At 70.6% G+C, this 19691-nt stretch carries 14 protein-coding genes; 8 read left to right on the top strand and 6 right to left on the bottom strand.

The features are described from left to right. Positions 1 to 663 precede the first annotated feature (663 nt). On the top strand, positions 664 to 4401 hold the full coding sequence (locus tag Dfulv_RS39445; RefSeq protein ID WP_259858905.1) for a GH92 family glycosyl hydrolase: 3738 nt from the start codon (positions 664 to 666) through the stop codon (positions 4399 to 4401). A gap of 201 nt (positions 4402 to 4602) precedes the next feature. Here Dfulv_RS39445 and Dfulv_RS39440 read toward each other — a convergent pair whose 3' ends face one another. The 4 genes from Dfulv_RS39440 to Dfulv_RS39425 all read right to left on the bottom strand — a co-directional run bounded on the left by Dfulv_RS39440 (position 4603) and on the right by Dfulv_RS39425 (position 9256). Next, positions 4603 to 4881, bottom strand: a complete 279-nt coding sequence (locus tag Dfulv_RS39440; protein ID WP_259858904.1) for a transposase — start codon at positions 4879 to 4881, stop codon at positions 4603 to 4605. A 225-nt stretch (positions 4882 to 5106) separates the two neighbouring features. Next, a complete protein-coding gene (locus Dfulv_RS39435) occupies positions 5107 to 5775 on the bottom strand; it encodes a response regulator transcription factor (protein ID WP_033362529.1) in 669 nt (222 codons plus the stop codon). A 32-nt stretch (positions 5776 to 5807) separates the two neighbouring features. After that, positions 5808 to 7355: a sensor histidine kinase gene (locus Dfulv_RS39430; protein ID WP_319805848.1), complete on the bottom strand. Its 1548-nt coding sequence runs from the start codon at positions 7353 to 7355 to the stop codon at positions 5808 to 5810. A 110-nt stretch (positions 7356 to 7465) separates the two neighbouring features. Then, on the bottom strand, positions 7466 to 9256 hold the full coding sequence (locus Dfulv_RS39425) for an AMP-dependent synthetase/ligase (protein WP_259858902.1): 1791 nt from the start codon (positions 9254 to 9256) through the stop codon (positions 7466 to 7468). A 130-nt stretch (positions 9257 to 9386) separates the two neighbouring features. Between Dfulv_RS39425 and Dfulv_RS39420 the strand changes: the two genes are divergently transcribed. The 6 genes from Dfulv_RS39420 (at position 9387) to Dfulv_RS39395 (ending at position 14179) form a co-directional block, all read left to right on the top strand. Then, positions 9387 to 9833 (top strand): SRPBCC family protein, encoded by a 447-nt coding sequence (locus tag Dfulv_RS39420; RefSeq protein WP_259858901.1) that lies wholly within the window; start codon positions 9387 to 9389, stop codon positions 9831 to 9833. Beyond that, complete coding sequence (locus Dfulv_RS39415) at positions 9830 to 10198, top strand: hypothetical protein (protein ID WP_259858900.1); 369 nt, start codon at positions 9830 to 9832, stop codon at positions 10196 to 10198. The genes Dfulv_RS39420 and Dfulv_RS39415 overlap by 4 nt, the downstream gene beginning before the upstream one ends. Before the next feature lie 25 nt (positions 10199 to 10223). Further along, a complete protein-coding gene (locus tag Dfulv_RS39410; RefSeq protein WP_259858899.1) occupies positions 10224 to 11168 on the top strand; it encodes an ROK family glucokinase in 945 nt (314 codons plus the stop codon). Between the two features lie 47 nt (positions 11169 to 11215). After that, complete coding sequence (locus tag Dfulv_RS39405; protein WP_259858898.1) at positions 11216 to 11887, top strand: endonuclease/exonuclease/phosphatase family protein; 672 nt, start codon at positions 11216 to 11218, stop codon at positions 11885 to 11887. 70 nt (positions 11888 to 11957) lie between these two features. Next, positions 11958 to 13382, top strand: coding sequence for a flavin-containing monooxygenase (locus Dfulv_RS39400; protein ID WP_259858897.1), 1425 nt, complete (start codon positions 11958 to 11960; stop codon positions 13380 to 13382). Between the two features lie 11 nt (positions 13383 to 13393). After that, complete coding sequence (locus Dfulv_RS39395; RefSeq protein ID WP_259869106.1) at positions 13394 to 14179, top strand: alpha/beta hydrolase; 786 nt, start codon at positions 13394 to 13396, stop codon at positions 14177 to 14179. A gap of 16 nt (positions 14180 to 14195) precedes the next feature. Here Dfulv_RS39395 and Dfulv_RS39390 read toward each other — a convergent pair whose 3' ends face one another. Next, the gene (locus tag Dfulv_RS39390; protein WP_259858896.1) at positions 14196 to 15095 is read right to left on the bottom strand and encodes a DUF308 domain-containing protein; all 900 of its coding nucleotides are present in this window, start codon (positions 15093 to 15095) and stop codon (positions 14196 to 14198) included. 177 nt (positions 15096 to 15272) lie between these two features. Here Dfulv_RS39390 and Dfulv_RS39385 point away from each other — a divergent pair, with 177 nt between their 5' ends. Next, complete coding sequence (locus tag Dfulv_RS39385; RefSeq protein ID WP_259869103.1) at positions 15273 to 15977, top strand: lysophospholipid acyltransferase family protein; 705 nt, start codon at positions 15273 to 15275, stop codon at positions 15975 to 15977. Here Dfulv_RS39385 and Dfulv_RS39380 read toward each other — a convergent pair whose 3' ends face one another. Next, on the bottom strand, positions 15978 to 19526 hold the full coding sequence (locus Dfulv_RS39380) for an ATP-binding protein (RefSeq protein ID WP_259858895.1): 3549 nt from the start codon (positions 19524 to 19526) through the stop codon (positions 15978 to 15980). It lies immediately after the preceding gene. Positions 19527 to 19691: the final 165 nt, after the last annotated feature.

Raw genomic sequence — 19691 nt, 5'->3', positions numbered from 1 at the left:
CCGGCGACGAGGTTCGCGGCGGCGTGGCGTGAAGCACTCGGGCGCAGACCCCTTGACGGTATAGGCGCAGCCTGCGAAGCTTTCTTACTAAAGCAAATGACAGCGCTGTCATAAACAAGGGGGCAGTCCTCATGGTGCGCGTGCGCCTCAGGGTGGGCCGACCGGCCGTGTGGCCCAGTGGTGGCCAGCGGCCACCGGACCGCCGTCGGCCATGCCAGGACGGCCCACGTCGGCGGGTGTATCCATTCCCAGCCCGAAATGCCGGCGCCCGTACGGGCGCCGGCATTCTGCGAGAAGACATTGATGATCACGTAGAGGTGGTGTCGGGTCCACTTCTGCGGTCCGTGCGGCTTGGCGATGCCCACAACCAGCCTGGTTCGGGGCGATCGGCGAGCGGCTCTGGCTCGGCCGTGGCCGGATGAACGGCCTGGCGGCTGCGCTCCCGGGTCTCGCCGCCCGGTGCGGCAGCCAGTAGAACGCCGACACCGAGCCATGGTGTACGCCCCCTCGTCGAGCGGGATGGTCCGTACCTCGGCCGGGGCGATGTCAACGAACCGAGCTAACACCCCTGCTCGGCTTCACAGATCAGGAGACCGGCAACAAATGAAGTTCGTCAGTCCAGGGATAGGCAGGCGCATTCCGCGTCTTGCCATACCAAGCATCGTGGCGCTGGTCGCCACCTCGGGACTCGTGGCGGTGCCGTCGGCGATGGCGGCCGAACCCCTCGTCACCGACCCCGCTCAGTACGTCCACACGCTCGCCGGCACGCAGGGCTCCACCAACTCGTTCCCGGGCCCGGCCATGCCCTTCGGCATGGTGCAGTTCTCACCGGACACGGCCAGCGGGGGCAACGTTCAGAGCACCAACGGACCGAGCGGCGCCGGTTACAAGTACAACCAGAACCACATCATCGGGTTCGGCATGACCCACGCCTCGCAGGGCTGTGGCATGGGCGGTGACTTCCCGATCCTTCCCACCAGCTACGACAACCTCACGGCCACGTCGAACACCGCGGCACCGTGGGCCCAGAAGATCTCGCTGAACCGCACCGAATTCCCGGAAACCGGGGAGACGGGCTACTACAAGGCGACTGCCCGCGACACCTCGACCATGAACGGGACGGTTGCCGCCGGCCGGTTGATCACCACCGAGCTGAGCGCCTCCACCCGTGCCGGTATCGCGCAGTTCACCTTCCCGGCGGACACGCCGGCGCCGAAGGTGTTCCTCCGGACCAACCAGACCGCCTGGTCGACGTCCTCCTTCAACTCGGAGATGACGGTCGACCCGGAGACCGGGCTGGTCACGGCTCGGGCCCTGGTCGGGAACTTCTGCCGCAAGGGCCAGCAGCACAACCTCTACTACGCGCTGCGTTTCGAGCAGCCGTGGGCCGGCTTCGGCACCTGGGTCAACGGGCAGGCCGCTCAGGCCGGGCGTACGCATGTCTCCACCAACGCGAACACCCAGACCGGTGGCTACTTCACCTTCCCGGACGGGACGCAGGTCATCCGCGCCCGCATGGCGATCTCCTACACCTCGACGGCGAACGCCGTGCTCAACCTGAACACCGAGATGCCCAACACGCGGACGTTCGACGATGTCAGGACGGCCAACCGTGCGGCGTGGAACACCGAGTTGAGCAAGGTCCAGGTCTCCGCGCCGCTTGACGGCCAGTCGGACGACAACCTGCGTACCTTCTACACCCAGCTCTACCACTCGATCACTCACCCGGCCACCCACAGTGACGTCAACGGCGAGTACCTCGGCTTCGAGTCGACGCCGAAGATTCACAACGTCTCGGAGAGCCCCGGGGCGAACGGGCGGACCCGGCGCCAGTACACGATGATCTCCGACTGGGACACCTATCGCGCCCTGACCCCGTTCCAGGCAGCCATCTGGCCCGAGGTCGCCTCCGACCAGGCCCAGTCCCTGGTCAATGCGGCCGAACAGATGGGTTCCTTCCCCAGGTGGGCGGTTGCCAACACCTCGACCAACCAGATGAACGGGGACAGCGTCGCACCGCTGCTGGCGTTCACGTGGCACTTCGGTGCGCGCGACTGGAATGTCGACCGCGCGATCGACATCATGCTCGAGAACTCGATCGGCAGTAAGGCCGGCAAGTTCACCGGTGGCACCAACACCGGCGCCGGTGGCACCAACGGCATGACGAACACCCGCTGGCCCATCATGCAGCGGCCCGGGGCCGACTACTACAACGAGTACAAGTACGCCCCGCAGTTGCGGCCTTTCCAGGCGGACCACGTGGTCACGGGCGCGTCCTACACGCTCGAATACGCGATCGCCGACTTCTCCGTCGCCGAGCTCGCCCAGGCCAGGGGCCGCACCGCCACCGCCAAGCAGTTCTACGAGCGGGCCCAGTGGTGGCAGAACCTGTGGAACCCGACGGCGGACGGCATCCAGCCGCGCGACGTCAACGGCCGCTACCCCGAGTCCGACCCGCGCCTGCAGTACCCGGCCTCGTTCGGTTACCGCGGTAACGTCTACGACCTCGGCCAGCAGGGCTTCGAGGAGGGTAACGCCGAGCAGTACCTGTGGATGGTGCCGCACAACCTCGCCGACCTGATCACCGCCATGGGCGGTAAGGAGGCCGCGACCGCGCGGCTCGACAAGTTCCTGTCGACCGGCCTGGTGCGCGGTGCCGGCGCCAACGTGCCCTACATGAACCTCGACAACGAGCCGAACTTCGGTGTGCCGTGGGTCTACAACTACCTGGGCCGTCCCGACCGGACGTCCGAAGTGGTCGACCAGATCACCGGGACCCTGTTCGGCTACAAGCCGGCTGGTTCCGAGCCCGGCAACGACGACCTCGGTGCCCTCGCCAACCTCTACGTCTGGGCGGCGCTGGGTATGTACCCCGAGACCTCCGGCGCGTCGGCCGTGAACTTCAACACCCCGCTGTTCGACAAGTCGGTCATCAAGCTCGGCAACGGTCGCACGCTGACCATCAACGCCCCCGGCGCCCAGTCGGGCAAGCGGTACATCAACAACGTCAAGATCAACGGTGCGACGTCGAGCAAGTCCTGGTTCGACTGGAAGACCGTGTCCAAGGACACCACGATCGACTTCACCGTCGGTTCCACGCCCAACGGGTGGGGCACCGGCAACTCCGACCTCCCGCCGTCGTGGCAGGCCGGATCCAAGCCCGTCTCGCTCAACGTCAACACCGTCGGCTCGCCGACGTTCGGCGCCGTCGAGCTGCAGCCCGGCGCGTCAGGCACCGCCCAGGTCGACATCCAGCGCATCGGCTCGAAGGCCCAGGCGCTCCACGTCGCCGTCACCACCTCAAACCCGGGCATCGTTGCCGCCTCAGTTCCTACCCAGCACTTCGACGCTCAGGGCCGCGTCAGCGTGCCCCTGTCCTTCACGGTCGCTCCCCACGTGCCTTCGGGCTACTACCAGGCGACCGTGACCGTCACCTCGAACGGATCGTCGACCTCTGAGAAGGCCATTCTCCGGGTCACCAAGCCAGGGTCGCTCGAGGCCGGCAAGACCGTCACGGGCACCGCCCTCTATGACGCCCTCAAGGGCTCGTTCGACGGCGGCAGCGGCATCACGTGGTCCGGTAGCAACGGCACCAACATGGGGAACAACACCACCACCAACACCTACGACCGCAAGGAGCTCGCCGCCGTGGGTCTCGCCCCCGGCGCGGTCAAGCACTTCACCGCCAGTGGCGTGCCCCTGACCGTCGTGTGGCCCAACGCGCCCGTCGGGTACGCCGAGGCCTACCAGCCGGCAGCGAACCAGACCATCCAGCTCGAGCGTCCCACCTCGACGTTCTCGCTCGTCGGCGCGGCCTACACCGGGAACACGACCGTCCAGGCGACGCTGCAGATCACCGACGGCACCAATGTCGCCGAGGCCACCTACCCCGTGGCCTTCTCGAACTGGGTCCTGCCGTCGACGACCGGCGACGTTCGCAACGGGACGCTGCAGCCGCAGTACGACAACAGCGTCGTCGCGTGGATGCCGCACCGCCTCGCCGTCGAGACGGCCAACGACGCGGGCGCGTACATCTTCGCGACCAAGCCGTACGTCGCCCCCGCGGGTTGGAAGGTCACCTCGATCACGTTCCCGACGGCCGCCACCGGCCAGCGGATCTTCGCGGTCGCGGGCGACGCCCCGGCCGTGCACCTGGCGGCCAACGAGGCCAACGCCGGTGACGTGGTCGCTGTGACCGGGTCCGGCTTCACCCCCGGCGAGCCGGTGACCGTCTCGCTCGACAAGGCGAATGTCGTGCTCGTGGCGGACGCGTTCGGCGCCGTCTCCGGCAACATCACGGTTCCGCGGTCGCTGAAGACGGGGACCTACCAGGTGTCGGTTTCGGTGGCTTCACTGCCGGACGGGGCTGTTCAGGCCCCGGCTCTCGCCGTGCGCAAGTAGGCAAGGCGGATAACCGGAAGGGGTGGGCGCGTGGTCAGGTGCCGGGTGATCCGAAGGGTCCCTGGAAGCTGATCGGGTAGCCGTCCCGGCGGGGTGGCTCGTCCTACTGGACGAGCCACCCCGAGACAGCATCTGCCCACGCATGCGGCCCCATCCTCGACCGTCGCCGACGGCCGCTCTGCCAGGGTCGCGCCCGCGTGGTCAACGTTGGTGGGCACCGCGCCGGATGGCGCGGGGGAACGCGGTGAACGCCAGGAGTTCTTCGCGGGCTTCGTCGAGGTGGCCGGTGGCGTCGGAGGTGACGTCCAGGCCGAGGACCTCGGTTGGTGGGGGATGGGCCCGCGATTTGGTGGCGAAGGCGGGGTGGCCGGTGGACGCCGTCGGCGACCCCGCCTTCGCCGCTGCTGGGACACCCGTCGCATGCTCCGGGGCGCCATGTCGGTGGTACCGGTCGGAATCGCGGGTGGCGGAACTGTTCATCCGGGCCGTTGGCTGCGAGCGGAAACGGGCCGGGCGGCCGCGGGGATTGTGTCGCTCGCCGGCGGCGCCGGAATCAGAGCGGGGCAATTTTGGCGATCAGTTGTCGTCAATGTGTTATCTGATTGCGACCATAATGCGGCCGAACCGCTGGCCATTCTGAATAGCGCCGGCCGCGCCGCAGAAACTGCGGCGCGGCCGAGGCGGCAGCGGGTTGAGGACCCGGAATCAGAATTTCGGGGCGTCCGGAGCTTCCAGGAGGCCCAGGCGAAGGGCCGTCATGAGAGCCTGGGCGCGGTTGGCGGCGCCGAGCTTCTCGTACAGCTTCGAGATGTGCGTCTTCGCCGTGGACTCGGAGACGAACAGCTGCTTGGCGATGCCGGCCACGCTCATGCCGTCGGCGAGCAGGCGCAGCACCTGGCCCTCGCGGGGGGACAGCTGCGGGCCGCTCGGGGCCAGCCGGCGCTTCATCGCCTCGGCCAGGTCGGCGGCCGTGAACGCGCTCGGTGCCGAGGCCGCGTGCCGGGCCGCGGCCACCACCTCGTCGGCGGGGGCGGTCTTCGGCACGAACGCCGACGCGCCGGCCTCCAAGGCGCCGAAGAGCTGGTCGTCGCCGGCATACATGGTCAGGACGACGATGCCCATGGTGTTGCTGGTCTTCCGCAGTGCTCGGGTCGCCTCCAGGCCGCTGCCGTCGGGCAGGCGGAGGTCCATGATCACGACGTCGGGCTGCAAGGCACCGGCCTGCCGGATGGCCTCGGCGGCCGTGGCGGCCTCGCCCACCACCTCGAACTGGCGGTCACGCTCGAACGCGTGCCGGAGTCCTCTGCGGATGAGATCGTGGTCGTCGACGAGCAGCACTTTGGTGCGAGTCGTCGGCGTCGCGGTAGTCGACATTCCCGGTGCTCTCTCCCTCTGGTGCCTTCACGCTACCGCGCACGCGGTGCGGTTCCGAGCACAACCGCCACTGTGGTCCCATTCGGCACACGTGGTGTGATCTCCAACCGGCCCCGGATACGTTCCGCCCTCTCGGCCATGATCGCAAGACCATAGCGCCCATCCGGGCGGTTTTCACCGATGCCGCTGCCATCGTCGGAGATTTCTACCTGTGCGAACGGTGGATCGACCGCGCACGTTACCCAAAGATTCTCCGCGCCGGCATGTTTCCGCGCGTTTGTGATGGCTTCCTGGGCAATGCGCAGCAGTTCCGCCTCAACCGCCGCGGGCAAGCGGGCGGTTGATTCGTCGAGCGAGAGGTGGACCCGGAGGCCCGCCGACGCGCCGACGGTACGTGCATAGTCCGCGATCGCGGCCGTCAATCCCCCGTAGCGGTCGACCTCGCTGCGCAGCTCGAAGAGCGAGAGTCGCAGTTCGGTGATCACCCGCGTGACCTCGGCGCGCAGGATACGCAGCTCCTCCTCGGCGGCGGTCGCGTCGGGCAGGGCGGCCACGGCGTTGTCGATGCCGTAGCCGACCATGACCAGTTCCTGGGCCACGCCGTCGTGGATCTCGCGGGCGAGCCGCTGCCGCTCCTCGGTGGTCGCGAGCGAGCGGACCTCGTCGAAGAGCAGCGCGGCCTCCAACCGCAGCGCCGCCGGGCCGGTGATCGCGGTGACCCGCGAGATGAGCGAGGGCGGGTACGCGCCGGCGCTGTCGCTCTCCAGGACGATGAGCCCGACCGTGCGCACCCCGGCGATCAGCGGCACGACCAGCGACGTGAGGTCCCGGCGGCCGGCCACCGACCGGGCCTGCGAGCGGGCCGAGGTGACCGGCTGCTGGGTGGCCCAGGCGTCCGCGACGGCGCTCTCGGTGTCCAGGGCGGTCTCCCAGTCGAGCCGCTCGACACCGGCCTGGGCCAGCACGACGAGCCGGCCGCCGCCGCTGCCGGACAGCACGGCGCCCCGGACGGCGGGGACCATGGCCCGGACCTCGTCGAGGAGGTGCTCGGCGAGACCACCCGGGTCGAGGGTGGCGCCGGGCAGCTGCCGGGCGACGCTGCGCAGCTGGGTGAGCAGGCGGGTCGCCTCGGCGTAGGGCTGTGGCGTGTCGTCGGGGCGGCGGGCCAGCACGCGCTGCAGGATGCCTGCCTGGAAGGCGCCTATGCCGGCGATGAGCAGCCACTGGACGGCGGAGACGAGGTACGCCCGCTCGTTGAGCACACCCTCGACCGCGCCCCCGACGGCGAGCAGTGCCGCGGCGGCGCCGAGGAACAGCCCGGCGATCCGGCGGCCGTCGGACAGCGCCGCGCCGATGATCGGCACCGGCAGGTACACCAGCAGCACCCCGGCGTCGGAGTTGAGCGTCGACGCGGCGAACGCCGTGATCAGCACCTCGGCCATGCGGCCGAGCTGGGCGACCCGGTGCGCGGGCGGCGCGACCGTCGCGATCGACGCCGAGGCGAGCAGCAGCGCGAGCCACAGCAGCTCGACTGCGCGCACCCCGTCGATCAGCAACAGTGTCGCGACGAGCGTGAGCATCAGGACACGAACCGCGATCACGGCGCTCCTGGGGCGTTCACCAGGCACCGGCAGCTCGGTCAAGAGCGATCCCTTTCCAGATGGGGGCGGAACCGGAGGGCATGGATCGATCAGCGCTCATAGACGGCGGCGATGTCGCCCGCGTACTCCTTCATCACGACGTTTCGCTTGACCTTCAACGACGGCGTCAGCTCGCCGGTCGCCTCGGTGAAGTCCCGCGGCAGGATGCGGAAGACCTTGATCGCCTCGGCCTTCGACACGGCCCGGTTGGCCTCGTCGATCGCCTGCTGGATCTCGGCGCGCAACTGCTCGTCGTCGGCCAGGTCCGCCGCGGTCGCCCCGTCAGGCTTGCCGTTGGCCTTGTTCCAGGCCGGCAGCGCGTCCGGGTCGATGGTGACCAGCGCGGCGATGAACGGCTGGCGGTCGCCGATGACCATGCACTGGCTGACCAGGGCGTGGGCCCGCACCCGGTCCTCCAGGACGGCGGGGGCGACGTTCTTGCCGCCGGCCGTCACGATGATCTCCTTCTTGCGGCCCGTGATGCGCAGGTAGCCGTCCTCGTCAAGATCGCCGAGGTCGCCGGTGCGGAACCAGCCGTCGTCGTCGATCGCCTCGGCCGTGGCCTCGGGGTTGTTCCAGTACCCCTTGAAGACGATGTCGCCCTGCACGAGGACCTCGCCGTCGTCGGCGATGCGGATCGTCACGCCCGGCAGGGGCCGCCCGACGGTGCCGATCCGGTCGCCGGTGTCCCGGTTGGCGTTGGTGGCCGGGGACGTCTCGGTCAGCCCGTACCCCTCGTAGATCGTCACGCCGATGCCCCGGAAGAAGTGCGCCAGCCGCTCGCCGAGCGGGGCACCGCCGGAGATGGCCCGCTCGCACCGGCCGCCGAGCGCTGCCCGCAGCTTGCTGTAGACGAGGCGGTCGAAGAGCGTGTGCTGCAGCTTGAGCGCCATGCCGGGCTTCTCGGCCTGGCTGTACGCGATCGCGACGCGCTCAGCCCGGTCGAAGATCGCGCCCTTGCCGTCGGCGTGGGCACGCTGCTTGGCGGTGTTGTAGACCTTCTCGAACACCCGCGGCACCGACAGCACGAACGTCGGCTGGAAGCTCTTGAGCACCTCGGCGAGGTTCTTGGTGTCGGCGGTGTGGCCCATGGTCGCCCGCGCCTGCACCACGCCGATCTGGATGAGCCGTGCGAAGGAGTGGGCGAGCGGGAGGAACAGCAGCGTCCGGGCGCCCTCGTTGAACAGCGAGCGCAGCTCCGGGACGGCGTTGACGATGTCGGACAGCATGTTGCGGTGGGTGATCATGCAGCCCTTGGGGCGGCCGGTCGTGCCGCTGGTGTAGATGATCGTCGCCAGGTCGTCGGCCTTGGTGCCGGTCCGGCGCCGGTCGACGTCCTCCCGTGGCACCGCGGCGCCGTCGGCGACCAGCTCGTCGAGCGCGCTCCGGACGCCCTCGATCTGCCAGACGTGGGCCAGCGCCGGCGTGCGGTCACGGGCCTCGGCGAGGATCTCCCGGTGCGCGTCGGTCTCGATGAAGCAGGCGACCGCGCCCGAGTCCTCCAGGATCCAGGCGACCTGCTCGGCGCTGGAGGTCTCGTAGATGGGGACCGTCACCGCGCCACAGGTCCAGATGGCGTAGTCGATGAGCGTCCACTCGTATCGCGTCTTGCTCATCAGCCCGACCCGCTCGCCCGGCTCGATGCCGGCCGCCAGCAGGCCCCTGGCCAGCGCCACGACCTGGTCGAGGAACTCCGCGCAGGTGACGTCCTGCCACGTGGAGCCCACCCGCCGCTGGAACTGCACGGCGTCGGGCGCCGTGGCCGCGTTGTCCCAGACCGGGTCGGTCAGCGTGGCCGTGTCGGCAACGATCACCGCGGCGGGGACGGAGAACTCGCGCACGTCCGGCTCCTCATGTCAGCTCTGTTTCCGTATCCGGAACCTACCTGTTCGCCGTCCTCGTGCTCCCACCGCGTCGACCAGCGGCGAGCCGACGGGCCGCTCCCGCCGGGACAGAGGTAGCCTGCCACGCATGGCCGACACTTCGACGCAGTCGATCGTCATTGACGCGACCCCGGAGCGGGTCGCCGCGGTCATCGCCGACTTCGCGCGCTACCCGGAATGGGTGGCCGCGGTGAAGTCGATCGAGGTGGTCGAGGAATACGAGGACGGGTATGCCAGTCAGGTTCGCTTCGTGCTGGACTCTGGCCCGTTCACCGACGAATACACTTTGCAGTACGAATACGCCGAGGATCTGAGCCGCATCGAGTGGAGCCTGGTGGCGCCGTCGAAGATGCAGAAGCAGCAGGACGGCTCGTATGACATTACCGCCAACGCCGACGGCACCTCCACGGTCACCTATTCGCTGGCCGTGGAGCTGGCGATCGGCATGATCGGCATGTTCAAGCGCAAGGCTGAGAAGATGATCATGGACACCGCACTCAAAGAGCTCAAGCGCCGCGTCGAGGCGACATCATGACCCACCGTGACCCGCGGGAGGAGGCCGAGCGGCTGGTCGCCACGGCGTTCGCCGCGCTGTCCGTCGCCGCCGACCGGGCCGCCGGCTTCGCGACCGGCTCCGGTGAGTGCTGCGCCTGCCCCGTCTGCAAGGCCATCGCCGCCGCGCGCAACCCCGATCCGGACCTTGCCGAGCGCGTCGCGACCGGGGTCGGTGACATCGCCGTCGGGCTGGCGGGGGTCCTGCGTTCCTTCGGCGCAACTGCACGTGCAGAATCGACAAGCACGTCCGGACGTGCAGAATCAACAGGCTCAGCCCGTAGCGCTGAAGCCTCGAACTCCGACGAAGACGACGACGTCTGGCGATCGGCCACCTCGGAAACCTGAGCCAGAACGAGAGGAGCCTGCCGCAGTGGGGCTGACCATCGGCGTCGACATCGGCGGAACCAAGGTGCTCGGCGGTGTCGTCGACTCCGCGGGTGACGTGCTCGCGCAGACGCGGCGCGACACGCCCGCGCAGGACCCGGGTGAGACGGCCGACCGGATCATCGACGTGATCAAGGAGCTGGCCGCGTCGCACCCGGTCGACGCCGTCGGTATCGGCGCGGCCGGCTGGATCGACGCCACGCGGTCGATCGTGCAGTTCGCGCCCAACCTCGCCTGGCGCAACGAGCCGCTGCGCGACAAGATCGTCGCCGCCGTCGGGCTGCCCTGCGTGGTCGAGAACGACGGCAACGTCGCGGCCTGGGCGGAGTTCCGGTTCGGCGCCGCGCACGACGCCGACGACTCGATGGTCCTGTTCACCGTCGGCACCGGCATCGGCGGCGGCATCGTCATCGGTGGCAACCTCATCCGCGGCGCACACGGCATCGCCGGCGAGCTCGGTCACGCGCTGATGGTCCCCAACGGCCACCCGTGCGGCTGCGGCCGGCACGGCTGCCTGGAGCAGTACGCGAGCGGCCGGGCCCTCGTCCGTTTCGCCCGCGCCGACGCCCGCGAGCGGCCCGAGGCCGCCGAGCAGCTGCTCAACCTGGTCGGCGGCGAGGTCGACAAGATCGACGGCCCGGCGATCACCCAGGCGGCGCGGGCCGGCGACCCGGTCGCGATCGCCGCGTTCGAGCAGGTCGGCCGCTGGCTGGGTGTCGCGTTCGCCGACATCGTGCAGGTCCTGGACTCGCAGGTCATCGTGGTCGGCGGCGGCGTGATCGACGCCGGCGACCTGCTGATGAAGCCGGCGCGGGCCAGCTACGAGGAGCAACTCGCCCAGCGCGGCCGGCTGCCGGTCGCCGAGGTGCGCCCCGCGCTGATGGGCAACCTGGCCGGTGTCGTCGGGGCGGCGGACCTCGCCCGGGTGTAAGAGGTCCAGCGCCGAAGGCGTCGACCGGCAAGGAGGAAGCTGACGCCATGACGAAGGTGCGCGTGCTCTCGTACAACCTGCACTCGCTTCGGGACGACCGGCGCGCGCTCGCGTCGGTCGTCCGGGAGGTCGCGCCCGACGTCGCGATCCTGCAGGAGGCGCCCCGCCGGTTCCGCTGGCGGCAGAAGTCGGCCGACCTGGCGCGCGACTTCGACCTGGTGATCGGCGGGGGAGGGCTGCCGTCGCTGGGCAACCTGATCCTCACCAACCTGCGGGTGCGGGCCGTCGAGAACTGGAACGTGCAGTATCCGCTGACGCCGGGCCGCCACATGCGCGGCGCGGCGTTCGTGCGCTGCCGCGTCGGCCGCTCGACCTTCGTGGCGGTCGGCTCGCACCTGTCCACCGACGCCAACGAGCGCCCGCATCAGGCGGCGCTGCTGAAGAAGTACCTCAACGAGGTCGCCGAGCCGGTGGTGTTCGGCGGCGACCTCAACGAGAACTCGGGCGGGGCCGCCTGGCGGATGATCGCCGACGGCCTCGCCGACGCCGCCGGCGAGGACGAGCGGCACACGTTCCCGTGCACGGCTCCCCGGGACCGCATCGACGCGGTGTTCGCCGATCCGCGGATGCGTGTGCTGCAGTACGACGTCGTCGACACCCCGCAGGCCCATGCCGCGAGCGACCACTTCCCCGTCGTGGTCGACCTGGAGATCGACTAGTCGGACTGGACAAACCCCCCTCCACCGGACGAGGATCTGCGCGCATACCGGTGCAGTGGGGAGACGACGGGTGAGTTCCGACAGCGGATTCGACGGCTTCGCCGAGGAGCCCGCCGGCAACGCGACCCATTGGCGCGACGGGGAGCCGGTCTACGACCGCGGCGACACCGTCTGCGTCATCGGCGCAGGCGGGACCGGGTTGACCGCGATCAAGAACCTCCGCGAGGCAGGGTTCGGCGTCGACTGCTACGAGCGGGAGACGGGCGTCGGCGGCGGGTGGAACTGGCGGCACGACCGCAGCCCGGTCTACGCCAGCACGCACCTCATCTCATCGAAGCCCTTCACGCAGTTCCCCGACTTCCCGATGCCGGACGACTGGCCGGACTACCCGCACCACTCGCAGCTGCTCGCCTACTTCGAGCGCTACGCCGACCACTTCTCGCTGCGCGACCACATCTGGTTCGGCACCGAGGTGGCCCGGGTGGAGCCGGCCGAGGACGCCGGCGGCGGCCCGCCGCGGTGGGACGTCACCGTCCGGGGCTCGCGGGGCGGCGCGCCGCGCACCATGCGCTACGCGGCCGTGGTCGCCGCCAACGGCCACAACTGGTCGCCGAAGATGCCGGAGTACGAAGGGCTGGCTGACTTCCGCGGCAAGGTGATCCACGCCAGCCAGTACAAGGACGCCGCACAGCTGCGCGGCAAGAAGGTGCTCGTCGTCGGGGCCGGCAACACCGGCTGTGACATCGCCGTCGAGGCGGCCCAGCAGGCGGCGAAGTGCTGGCACTCGACCCGGCGCGGCTACTGGTACGCGCCGAAGTTCGCGCTCGGCCGCCCCGCCGACCAGGTCAACGACCGGATCCTGGCGATGCGCCTGCCGTTCAAGCTGCGCCAGTGGCTGCTGCACCGCACGATCAAGATGACGGTCGGCGACCTCACCCGGTTCGGCCTGCCGAAGCCGGACCACGGCATCCTCGAGATGCATCCGCTGGTCAACAGCCAGCTGCCGTATTACCTCGGGCACGGCGGCATCACCTCCGTGCCGGACGTGAAGCACTTCGACCGGATGGAGGTGACCCTCGCCGACGGGCGGGTGGTCGACCCGGATCTGGTGGTCTTCGCGACCGGCTACCTGCCGAAGTTCGAGTTTCTCGCCCCGGAACTGCTGTCGATGGACGCCGCCGGCCGGCCGCGGCTCGCGCTGCAGATGCTGTCGCGCAGCCACCCGACCCTCGCCGTCACGGGGCTCCTGCAGCCCGACTCGGCACTGTTCACGCTGTCGCACTGGCAGACGGTGTTCATCGCGCAGTGGCTCCGCGTCCTCGACGCCGCGCCGGACCGGTCGAGGGCGATCTGGGCCAGGCTGCGGCAGGAGGGCGACCGGCGGTACACCCAGGGCAAGGTCACCGACTCCACGCGGCACTGGTTCGAGGTGAGCCATTTCGTGTACCTGCGTGAGCTGGAGAAGGCCCTGCACGAGCTGGAGGCGGTCCGTTGAGCACGCGCGTGATGCGCTCGGACGAGTGGTCGAACCCCCCGGTGCCGGTGCGGCGTGAGGTCCTCGACGCCGTTCCCGACGCCGGTGAGCAGGGCCCGCCGGTCCTGTTCGTCCCCGGCTACGGCCACGCCGCCTGGGCGTTCGCCCAGCACTGGCTGGAGCACACCGCCGGGCGCGGGTTCCCGGCCTATGCGATGAGCCTGCGCGGTCACGGCGGCAGCGGGCCCTTCCCGCAGGCACGGCTGCGCGACTACGTCCACGACGTCACGCAGGTCGCCGCCTCGCTGCCGAAGCAGGCGGTGCTGGTGGGACACGGCGCCGGCGCGCTGGTCGTGGCGCAGGCGCTCGCCCGCTACCCGGCCCGGGCCGGCGTCCTGGTGTCGCCCGTCTTCGGCGGCATGGGCACGGCATTCGGCATGCTGCGCCGCAACCCGGCCGGCACGCTGCCGGGCCTGTTCGGCGGCCGGGTGTCGCTGCGGTCCTCCCAGCTGTTCAGCCGCGGTCTGCCGGCAAACCTCGCGCAGTCGTACGCGAAGCGCCTCCAACGCGTGCCGGCCGCCACCCAGCGGCAGCTCATCCGCCGCCGCCAGCCGGAGCCGCCGGTGGGCGACCCGCCGGTCCTGGTGGTGGGCAGTCCGGACGACAGGGTGGTGTCCGGCTCGGCGCTGGAGTGGGTGGCCCGCCGCTACGGCGGCTCCCCGCTGCTGTTCCCGGGCATGGGCCACGACCTGATGCTGGACGCGCGTTGGCAGGAGCCCATCGACGCGATCCTGGATTGGCTGGAAAAGTCCCGCTGAGCGCCCGGGGGAGTGCTCAGACCTTGGCGCCGTTGTCCGGGTCGTCGTCCTCCTCGTCGCCCGGGCGCAGCCGGAGGATCAGCGTGACGAACCCGGCCAGCACCGCCGCGAAACCCAGGAACAGGGTCGTCTGCGCGCCGAGCGGGAGCAGGTCCGGCCAGAAGAGCAGCAGCAGGCCGGCGATCAGGGCCACCACCGCCAGCATGGTCGACGGCGCGATCTTGGGCAGCGGGGGCGGGGGCGGCGGCGTATACCCCTCCTCTTCCTCATCCGGCAGGTCCGCGCCGAACGTGTCGAGGCTGTCCAGCAGCGACCGGTCCACCGCGTCCGAGGGCCGGCGCAGCGGCGTGCGGGGGGCCGGCTCGGTGTCCATGTCGGGGACGGTGCTGCTCGACGAGTCGAGGTCCTCGGCGGCGGGCCAAGGGGCGGAGGTGGGGTCGACGGTGGTGTGGAAGCCCGCGATGATGCTGGCGAACGTCTCGTCGTCGGACTTGCGGCTCGTCTTGGCCTCCTGCGAGGACGCCTCCTGGTTGGACACCTCCGGCGAGGGCTTCTCGCGGGACGGCGGCATGTCACGGGAGGTCGGCGGGGTGGGTGACGCCGTGGCCGGCTGGGCGGCCTCGGCGGGCGGGGTGTGCTGCTCGGGCACGGAGGTGAGCTGGGCCAGATAGTCCCGTGCCGTTGCGAGGTGCTCCCGATCAGCGTAGAGCCGGTCGGTGGGCCGGGCGGGCAGTGTGGTGGTGCGGGTCACCGGATGCAGATCGGTGGCAGGCTGAAGGTATGCGGCGATCCCGCCGGCCGCCAACACGTCGAGGAGGTGCTCCCCGACCCGGGGATCGACGTCGCCGACCACTGCGTATTCCTGCGCTACCAGGCCGTTGTCCCGCCGGCCGCGCCGCGCCCCACCCCCTGGCACAGCTCGCCCCTCCCCGCGGTGGCCCTCGCGACTCCGGGTGCGCCGCGAACTTACCGCTGACCGAAATCCTGACATGCCCGGGCGTGCTTCCGGGAGTGCGTTGTGGTGTGCCGTACTGCTTCGTACGCTCATTGCGACGGTCATCACCGATTGTCGCGCGATCTTGAAAGGCTGGCCGTGCTCTATTGGGTCCTGAAGTACATCGTCCTCGGGCCTTGGTTGAAGCTCATCTTCCGTCCGAAGGTCGAAGGGCTGGAGCACGTCCCTGCCGAGGGTCCGGTGATCATCGCCAGCAACCACCTCTCGTTCGCCGACTCGATCTTCATGCCCCTGAGTGTCCGGCGCCGGGTCACCTTCCCGGCCAAGTCGGAGTACTTCACCGGAAAGGGGCTGAAGGGCTGGCTCACCAAGCTCTTCTTCGCGGGCACCGGCCAGGTCCCCATCGACCGCTCCGGCGGCAAGGCGGCGCGCGCCGCCCTCGAGGTCGGGCTGAAGATCCTGCGTGAGGGCGGCATCTTCGGCATTTACCCCGAAGGCACGCGCTCACCCGACGGGCGGCTCTACCGGGGCAAGACCGGCGTGGCAAGGCTCGCGCTGGAGTCGGGCGCTCCGGTGGTGCCCGTGGCGATGATGAACATGGACAAAGTGCAACCGATCGGCCAGAGGCTGCCGAACCTCAAGCGGGTGCACATCAAGTTCGGCCCGCCGCTCGGCTTCTCCCGGTATGCCGGAATGTCGGGCGACCGGTTCATCGAGCGCGCGGTGACGGACGAGATCATGTACGAGCTGATGGTCCTCTCCGGCCGCGAGTACATCGACATGTACGCGCAGAAGGTCAAGAGCGCCGCGGACCCCAAGCCCGCCGAGCCGGTCGCGGTGTGACTAGATCGGCGGCAGGCCGGCCAGCACCAGCAGGCGGGGGGCGCCGGCCTGGGTGGCGAACGCGACCAGCTCACTGCGCCACGGCTCCAGGCGGTCCTCGTCGCCCAGGTGGCCCAGGGCCTGCACGGCCCAGGTCAGTGACAGCGTGCGGGCCGACGCGTTCGGGATCTCGCAGTAGATCTCGGCCGCGGCCAGGTGCATGTCGGCCGCCCTGGCGTAGTCCCCGTCCAGACAGGCCATGCCGCCCGTGATGGTCCGCATCGCCGCCTCGACCCAGGGGGTGCGATGGGGGACGTCGGCCAGCATGTCACGGATCGCCACCATCGCGGGGCGGCCGGACAGGACGGCCGCGTGTGCCGTCGCGTCGATCCACTCGCCGCTGGCGATGGCCCGGACCTCGCGCCAGCTCTTGGCGAGCTCGACGATGAGCGCCTCCGCCTCCTGCTCGCGGCCCTGCAGCGCCCGGCACAGCGCGCCCTGGCCGAGGACCGTCCACTGCAGCCGGTAGAACCCGCTGCGGCGACCGGCCGCGAGGAGGTCCTCGACGCCGTCGCCGACGGGCTCCAGCGACGACAGGATCTTCATCCAGGCGTGCACGCCGACGATCTGCAGATCCCACTCCAGGCCCGACTCGGCCAGTGCGGCCTCGGCGGCGCGGATCAGGGTCGGCCAGTCGCCGGTGAAATACGCCGTCTGCGCCGCCTCGGAGTAGCCGGTGGCGAGGGTGTGGCTGCCGGGGACCACGTCGCCGCTGTCCTCCAGCAGCGCCTGCGAGGCGGTCCAGTCGCCGTCCTCCAGCAGCGCCCAGGCGACGTTGCGCAGCGCCCGGTGCTCGGACAGCAGCCGCCGCTCGCGGCACACCTCCAGCGCCGACTGCAGTTCGACCAGCCCGGACCGGTCGCCGGCCTGGAACAGTGCCGTGCCGATCGTGATCCGGGCGCCGGTGGCGACCTCGATCAGGCCGAGGCGGTCGGCGATCTCGGCGGCCACGCTGGCCGCGGCGACGGCCGGCTCGACCTCGAAGTTCGACATGTGCAGGCGACCCAGCTCGGCGTACGCGTCGGCCTTCTGCGGGCCATCGGGCAGCTCGTCGAAGAGTTCGACCGCCCGGTCGAGGCAGGACAGCGCGTCGAGCCGGTCGGCGCGCAGCCAGGCGGCCTGGCCGCGGACCGTCCACGCGCGGGCCGCCCCCGCCTGGTCGCCGGCCGCGTAGAGCCGCTCGGCGAGCCCGGCGAGCTGGTCGGCGCCGCCCGTGTCGAGGAAGCCCTGCGGGTCGGCGTAGAACCTGATCTCGGTGGCCAGCTGCTCGATGCGCAGCCGCTCCGGGCGATCGGCGTCGCCGTCGCACAGCGCCAGGGCCTTGCCGACGTGCGCGGTGGCGGCGTCGAGCGCGTGCAACGCATACGCGCGCCGGGCGGCACGGTGCAGCGCGTCGCGGGCGGGCACGCTGTACCGCTTGGCGTCGAGCCCGAGCGACTGCGCGATCTCGTAGGCCGTGTACCGGTGGTTGGCCACCACCTCGGCCAGGTCGGTGTCCCGGTCGGCGGCCACGCTGTCGAGCCACTCGGCGGTCAGCTCGTGCCGCGCGACCCGCTCGGTGCGGGGGAGCCGCTGGTAGCAGACGTCACGCACCAGGACGTGGCCGAAGCGGTACTCCGTCTGGCCGGCCATCGTCGAGGCCGCCTGCTCATGGATGAGGTCACGCTGCTCGAGCCGGCGCAGCGAGCGCTCGATGCTGTCGGCGGGGCGGCTCATCGCGGCGCCGACCGCGCCGGGCCAGAAGTTCATGCCGACGACGGCGGCGGCCTGCAGGACGGCCCGGTCGGCGGCGTCGAGCAGGTCGACCCGGTTGGCGATGACGGCGTGGACGCTGTCGGGCATGGGCAGGGTCCGGCCGAGCGCGTCGGTGGCCCGCAGGTTGCCCTGCTCGGCGAGCATGCGTGTGTATTCCAGCGCGTACAGCGGATTGCCGTCGGCGAGCTCCACCAGCGAGCTGAGCGAGCCGGTCGGGAACGCGGCCTGGCCGAGCAGGTGCGCATACATGGTCGCGATCTCGGTGTCCCGCAGCGGGGGCAGCGTGATGGTCACCGACCCGGCGACCGCGCCGGCCCAGCTCGGGTTGTGCTCCAGGAACTCCGGACGCGCCGTGCACAGCAGCAGCAGCGGCACGTCGCGCACGGAGGCGGCGAGCCGCTCGACGAACCTGATCATCGACTCGTCGGCCCAGTGCAGGTCCTCGAAGACGAGCACGGTCGGGCGGTGCGCGGCCAGCGCCACGACGAACCGCCGCCACGCCGACTCGGTCTCGTCGGCGGGCATCTTCGGCCCGTCGAGGCCGACGAGCGGGCTGAGTGCCTCGGCGAGCCGCTCGGCCTCCGACGGGCCCACGATCGTCGCCAGGGCCGTGTCGAGCCGCCCCCGGGTGGTCTCCGCACTGTCGGTGTCGAGGATGCCCGCCTGCGCCTTGACGATGTCGGCGAGGGCGGCATACGTGACGTTCTCCCCGAACGGCGGGCAGCGGCCGGTGCGCCAGGCGACCGGCGCGTCGAAGAGCCGCTCGGCGTGCAGGAACAGCTCGTGGACCAGCCGGCTCTTGCCGATGCCGGCGTGGCCGAGCACGGTGACCAGTTGCGGGGTGCGCTCACGCAGGCCGCGGTGCAGCGCGTTGACCAGCAGGCTGAGCTCGTGGGTGCGGTTGACCAGCGGGGTCGAGCCGGCCTCGCGGTCCGGGTGGTTGCGCCGCAGCGGGGCGAGCGCGAGCCAGACCTCGGTCGGCGTGGACCGGCCGCGCAGCACGGCCGGCGGCTGGGCCTCGTAGCGGATCGAGGACTTGGTCAGCGCATAGGTGCTGCCGCAGACGAGCACGCCGCCGGGCGGTGCGAGGGACTGCAGCCGGGAGGCGGTGTTGACCACGTCGCCGGCGACGATGGCCTGCCCGCCGTCACGGGCCGCGGCGACGTCGACGAGCGCCTCGCCGGTGGCCACACCGACCCGGAAGCGCAGCGCCCGGTCGGTGGAACCCTCGGCGGTGTTGGCGTAGCGGGCCAGGACGCGCTGCAGTTCCAGGCCGGCCCGCACGCAGCGCACCGCGTCGGTCTCGGTCGCGACCGGGGCGCCGAAGAGCGCCATGACGGCGTCGCCGATGTACTTCTCGACCACGCCGCCGTACTGCCCGATGACCTCCCGGGCGGTGGAGAAGAAGCTCTGTTGCAGCTCACGGACCAGCTCGGGGTCGGCGCGCTCGACATACGGCGTGAAGTCGATGAGGTCGACGAACAGCACGCTGATGCGCCGGCGGTCCTCGCTGCGGGGCACCGGGATCGGCACCGTCGCGCGGCCCATCGGGCGCTCGGCGCGGGAGAGGTTGCGGGCCGCGGCGGCAGCGTCGCGCGGGGTGCCGCAGCCGGTGCAGAACGCGGCGTCAGGGCTCAGAGTGCGACCGCATGCGACACAGGCCGGGCTCAGTTCGGCGCCGCATCCGCCACAGAACCGGTCGCCCTCGCCTGCCTGGCGGCCGCAGCGTGCGCACTGACTGGAAATCGCCGACACTCCCGAACCTCGCTGAGAAACACATCCTCACATGTCGGCGACCGCACCGGCCAGGTGTACACAGAGAGAGCGCGTGAACGCGGAATGTTGAGCACATTCACGTTCGACGCAGGGGAGGCGAACGATGCCAGCGGCACAACTCGACCGGGACTGGACGGATGCGAC

The organism is Dactylosporangium fulvum (genome assembly GCF_025137375.1).
Classification (GTDB): Bacteria; Actinomycetota; Actinomycetes; order Mycobacteriales; family Micromonosporaceae; genus Dactylosporangium; species Dactylosporangium fulvum.
Note: the sequence above shows the minus strand (reverse complement) of the source record. Positions and strands in the feature narration are given on the sequence as shown.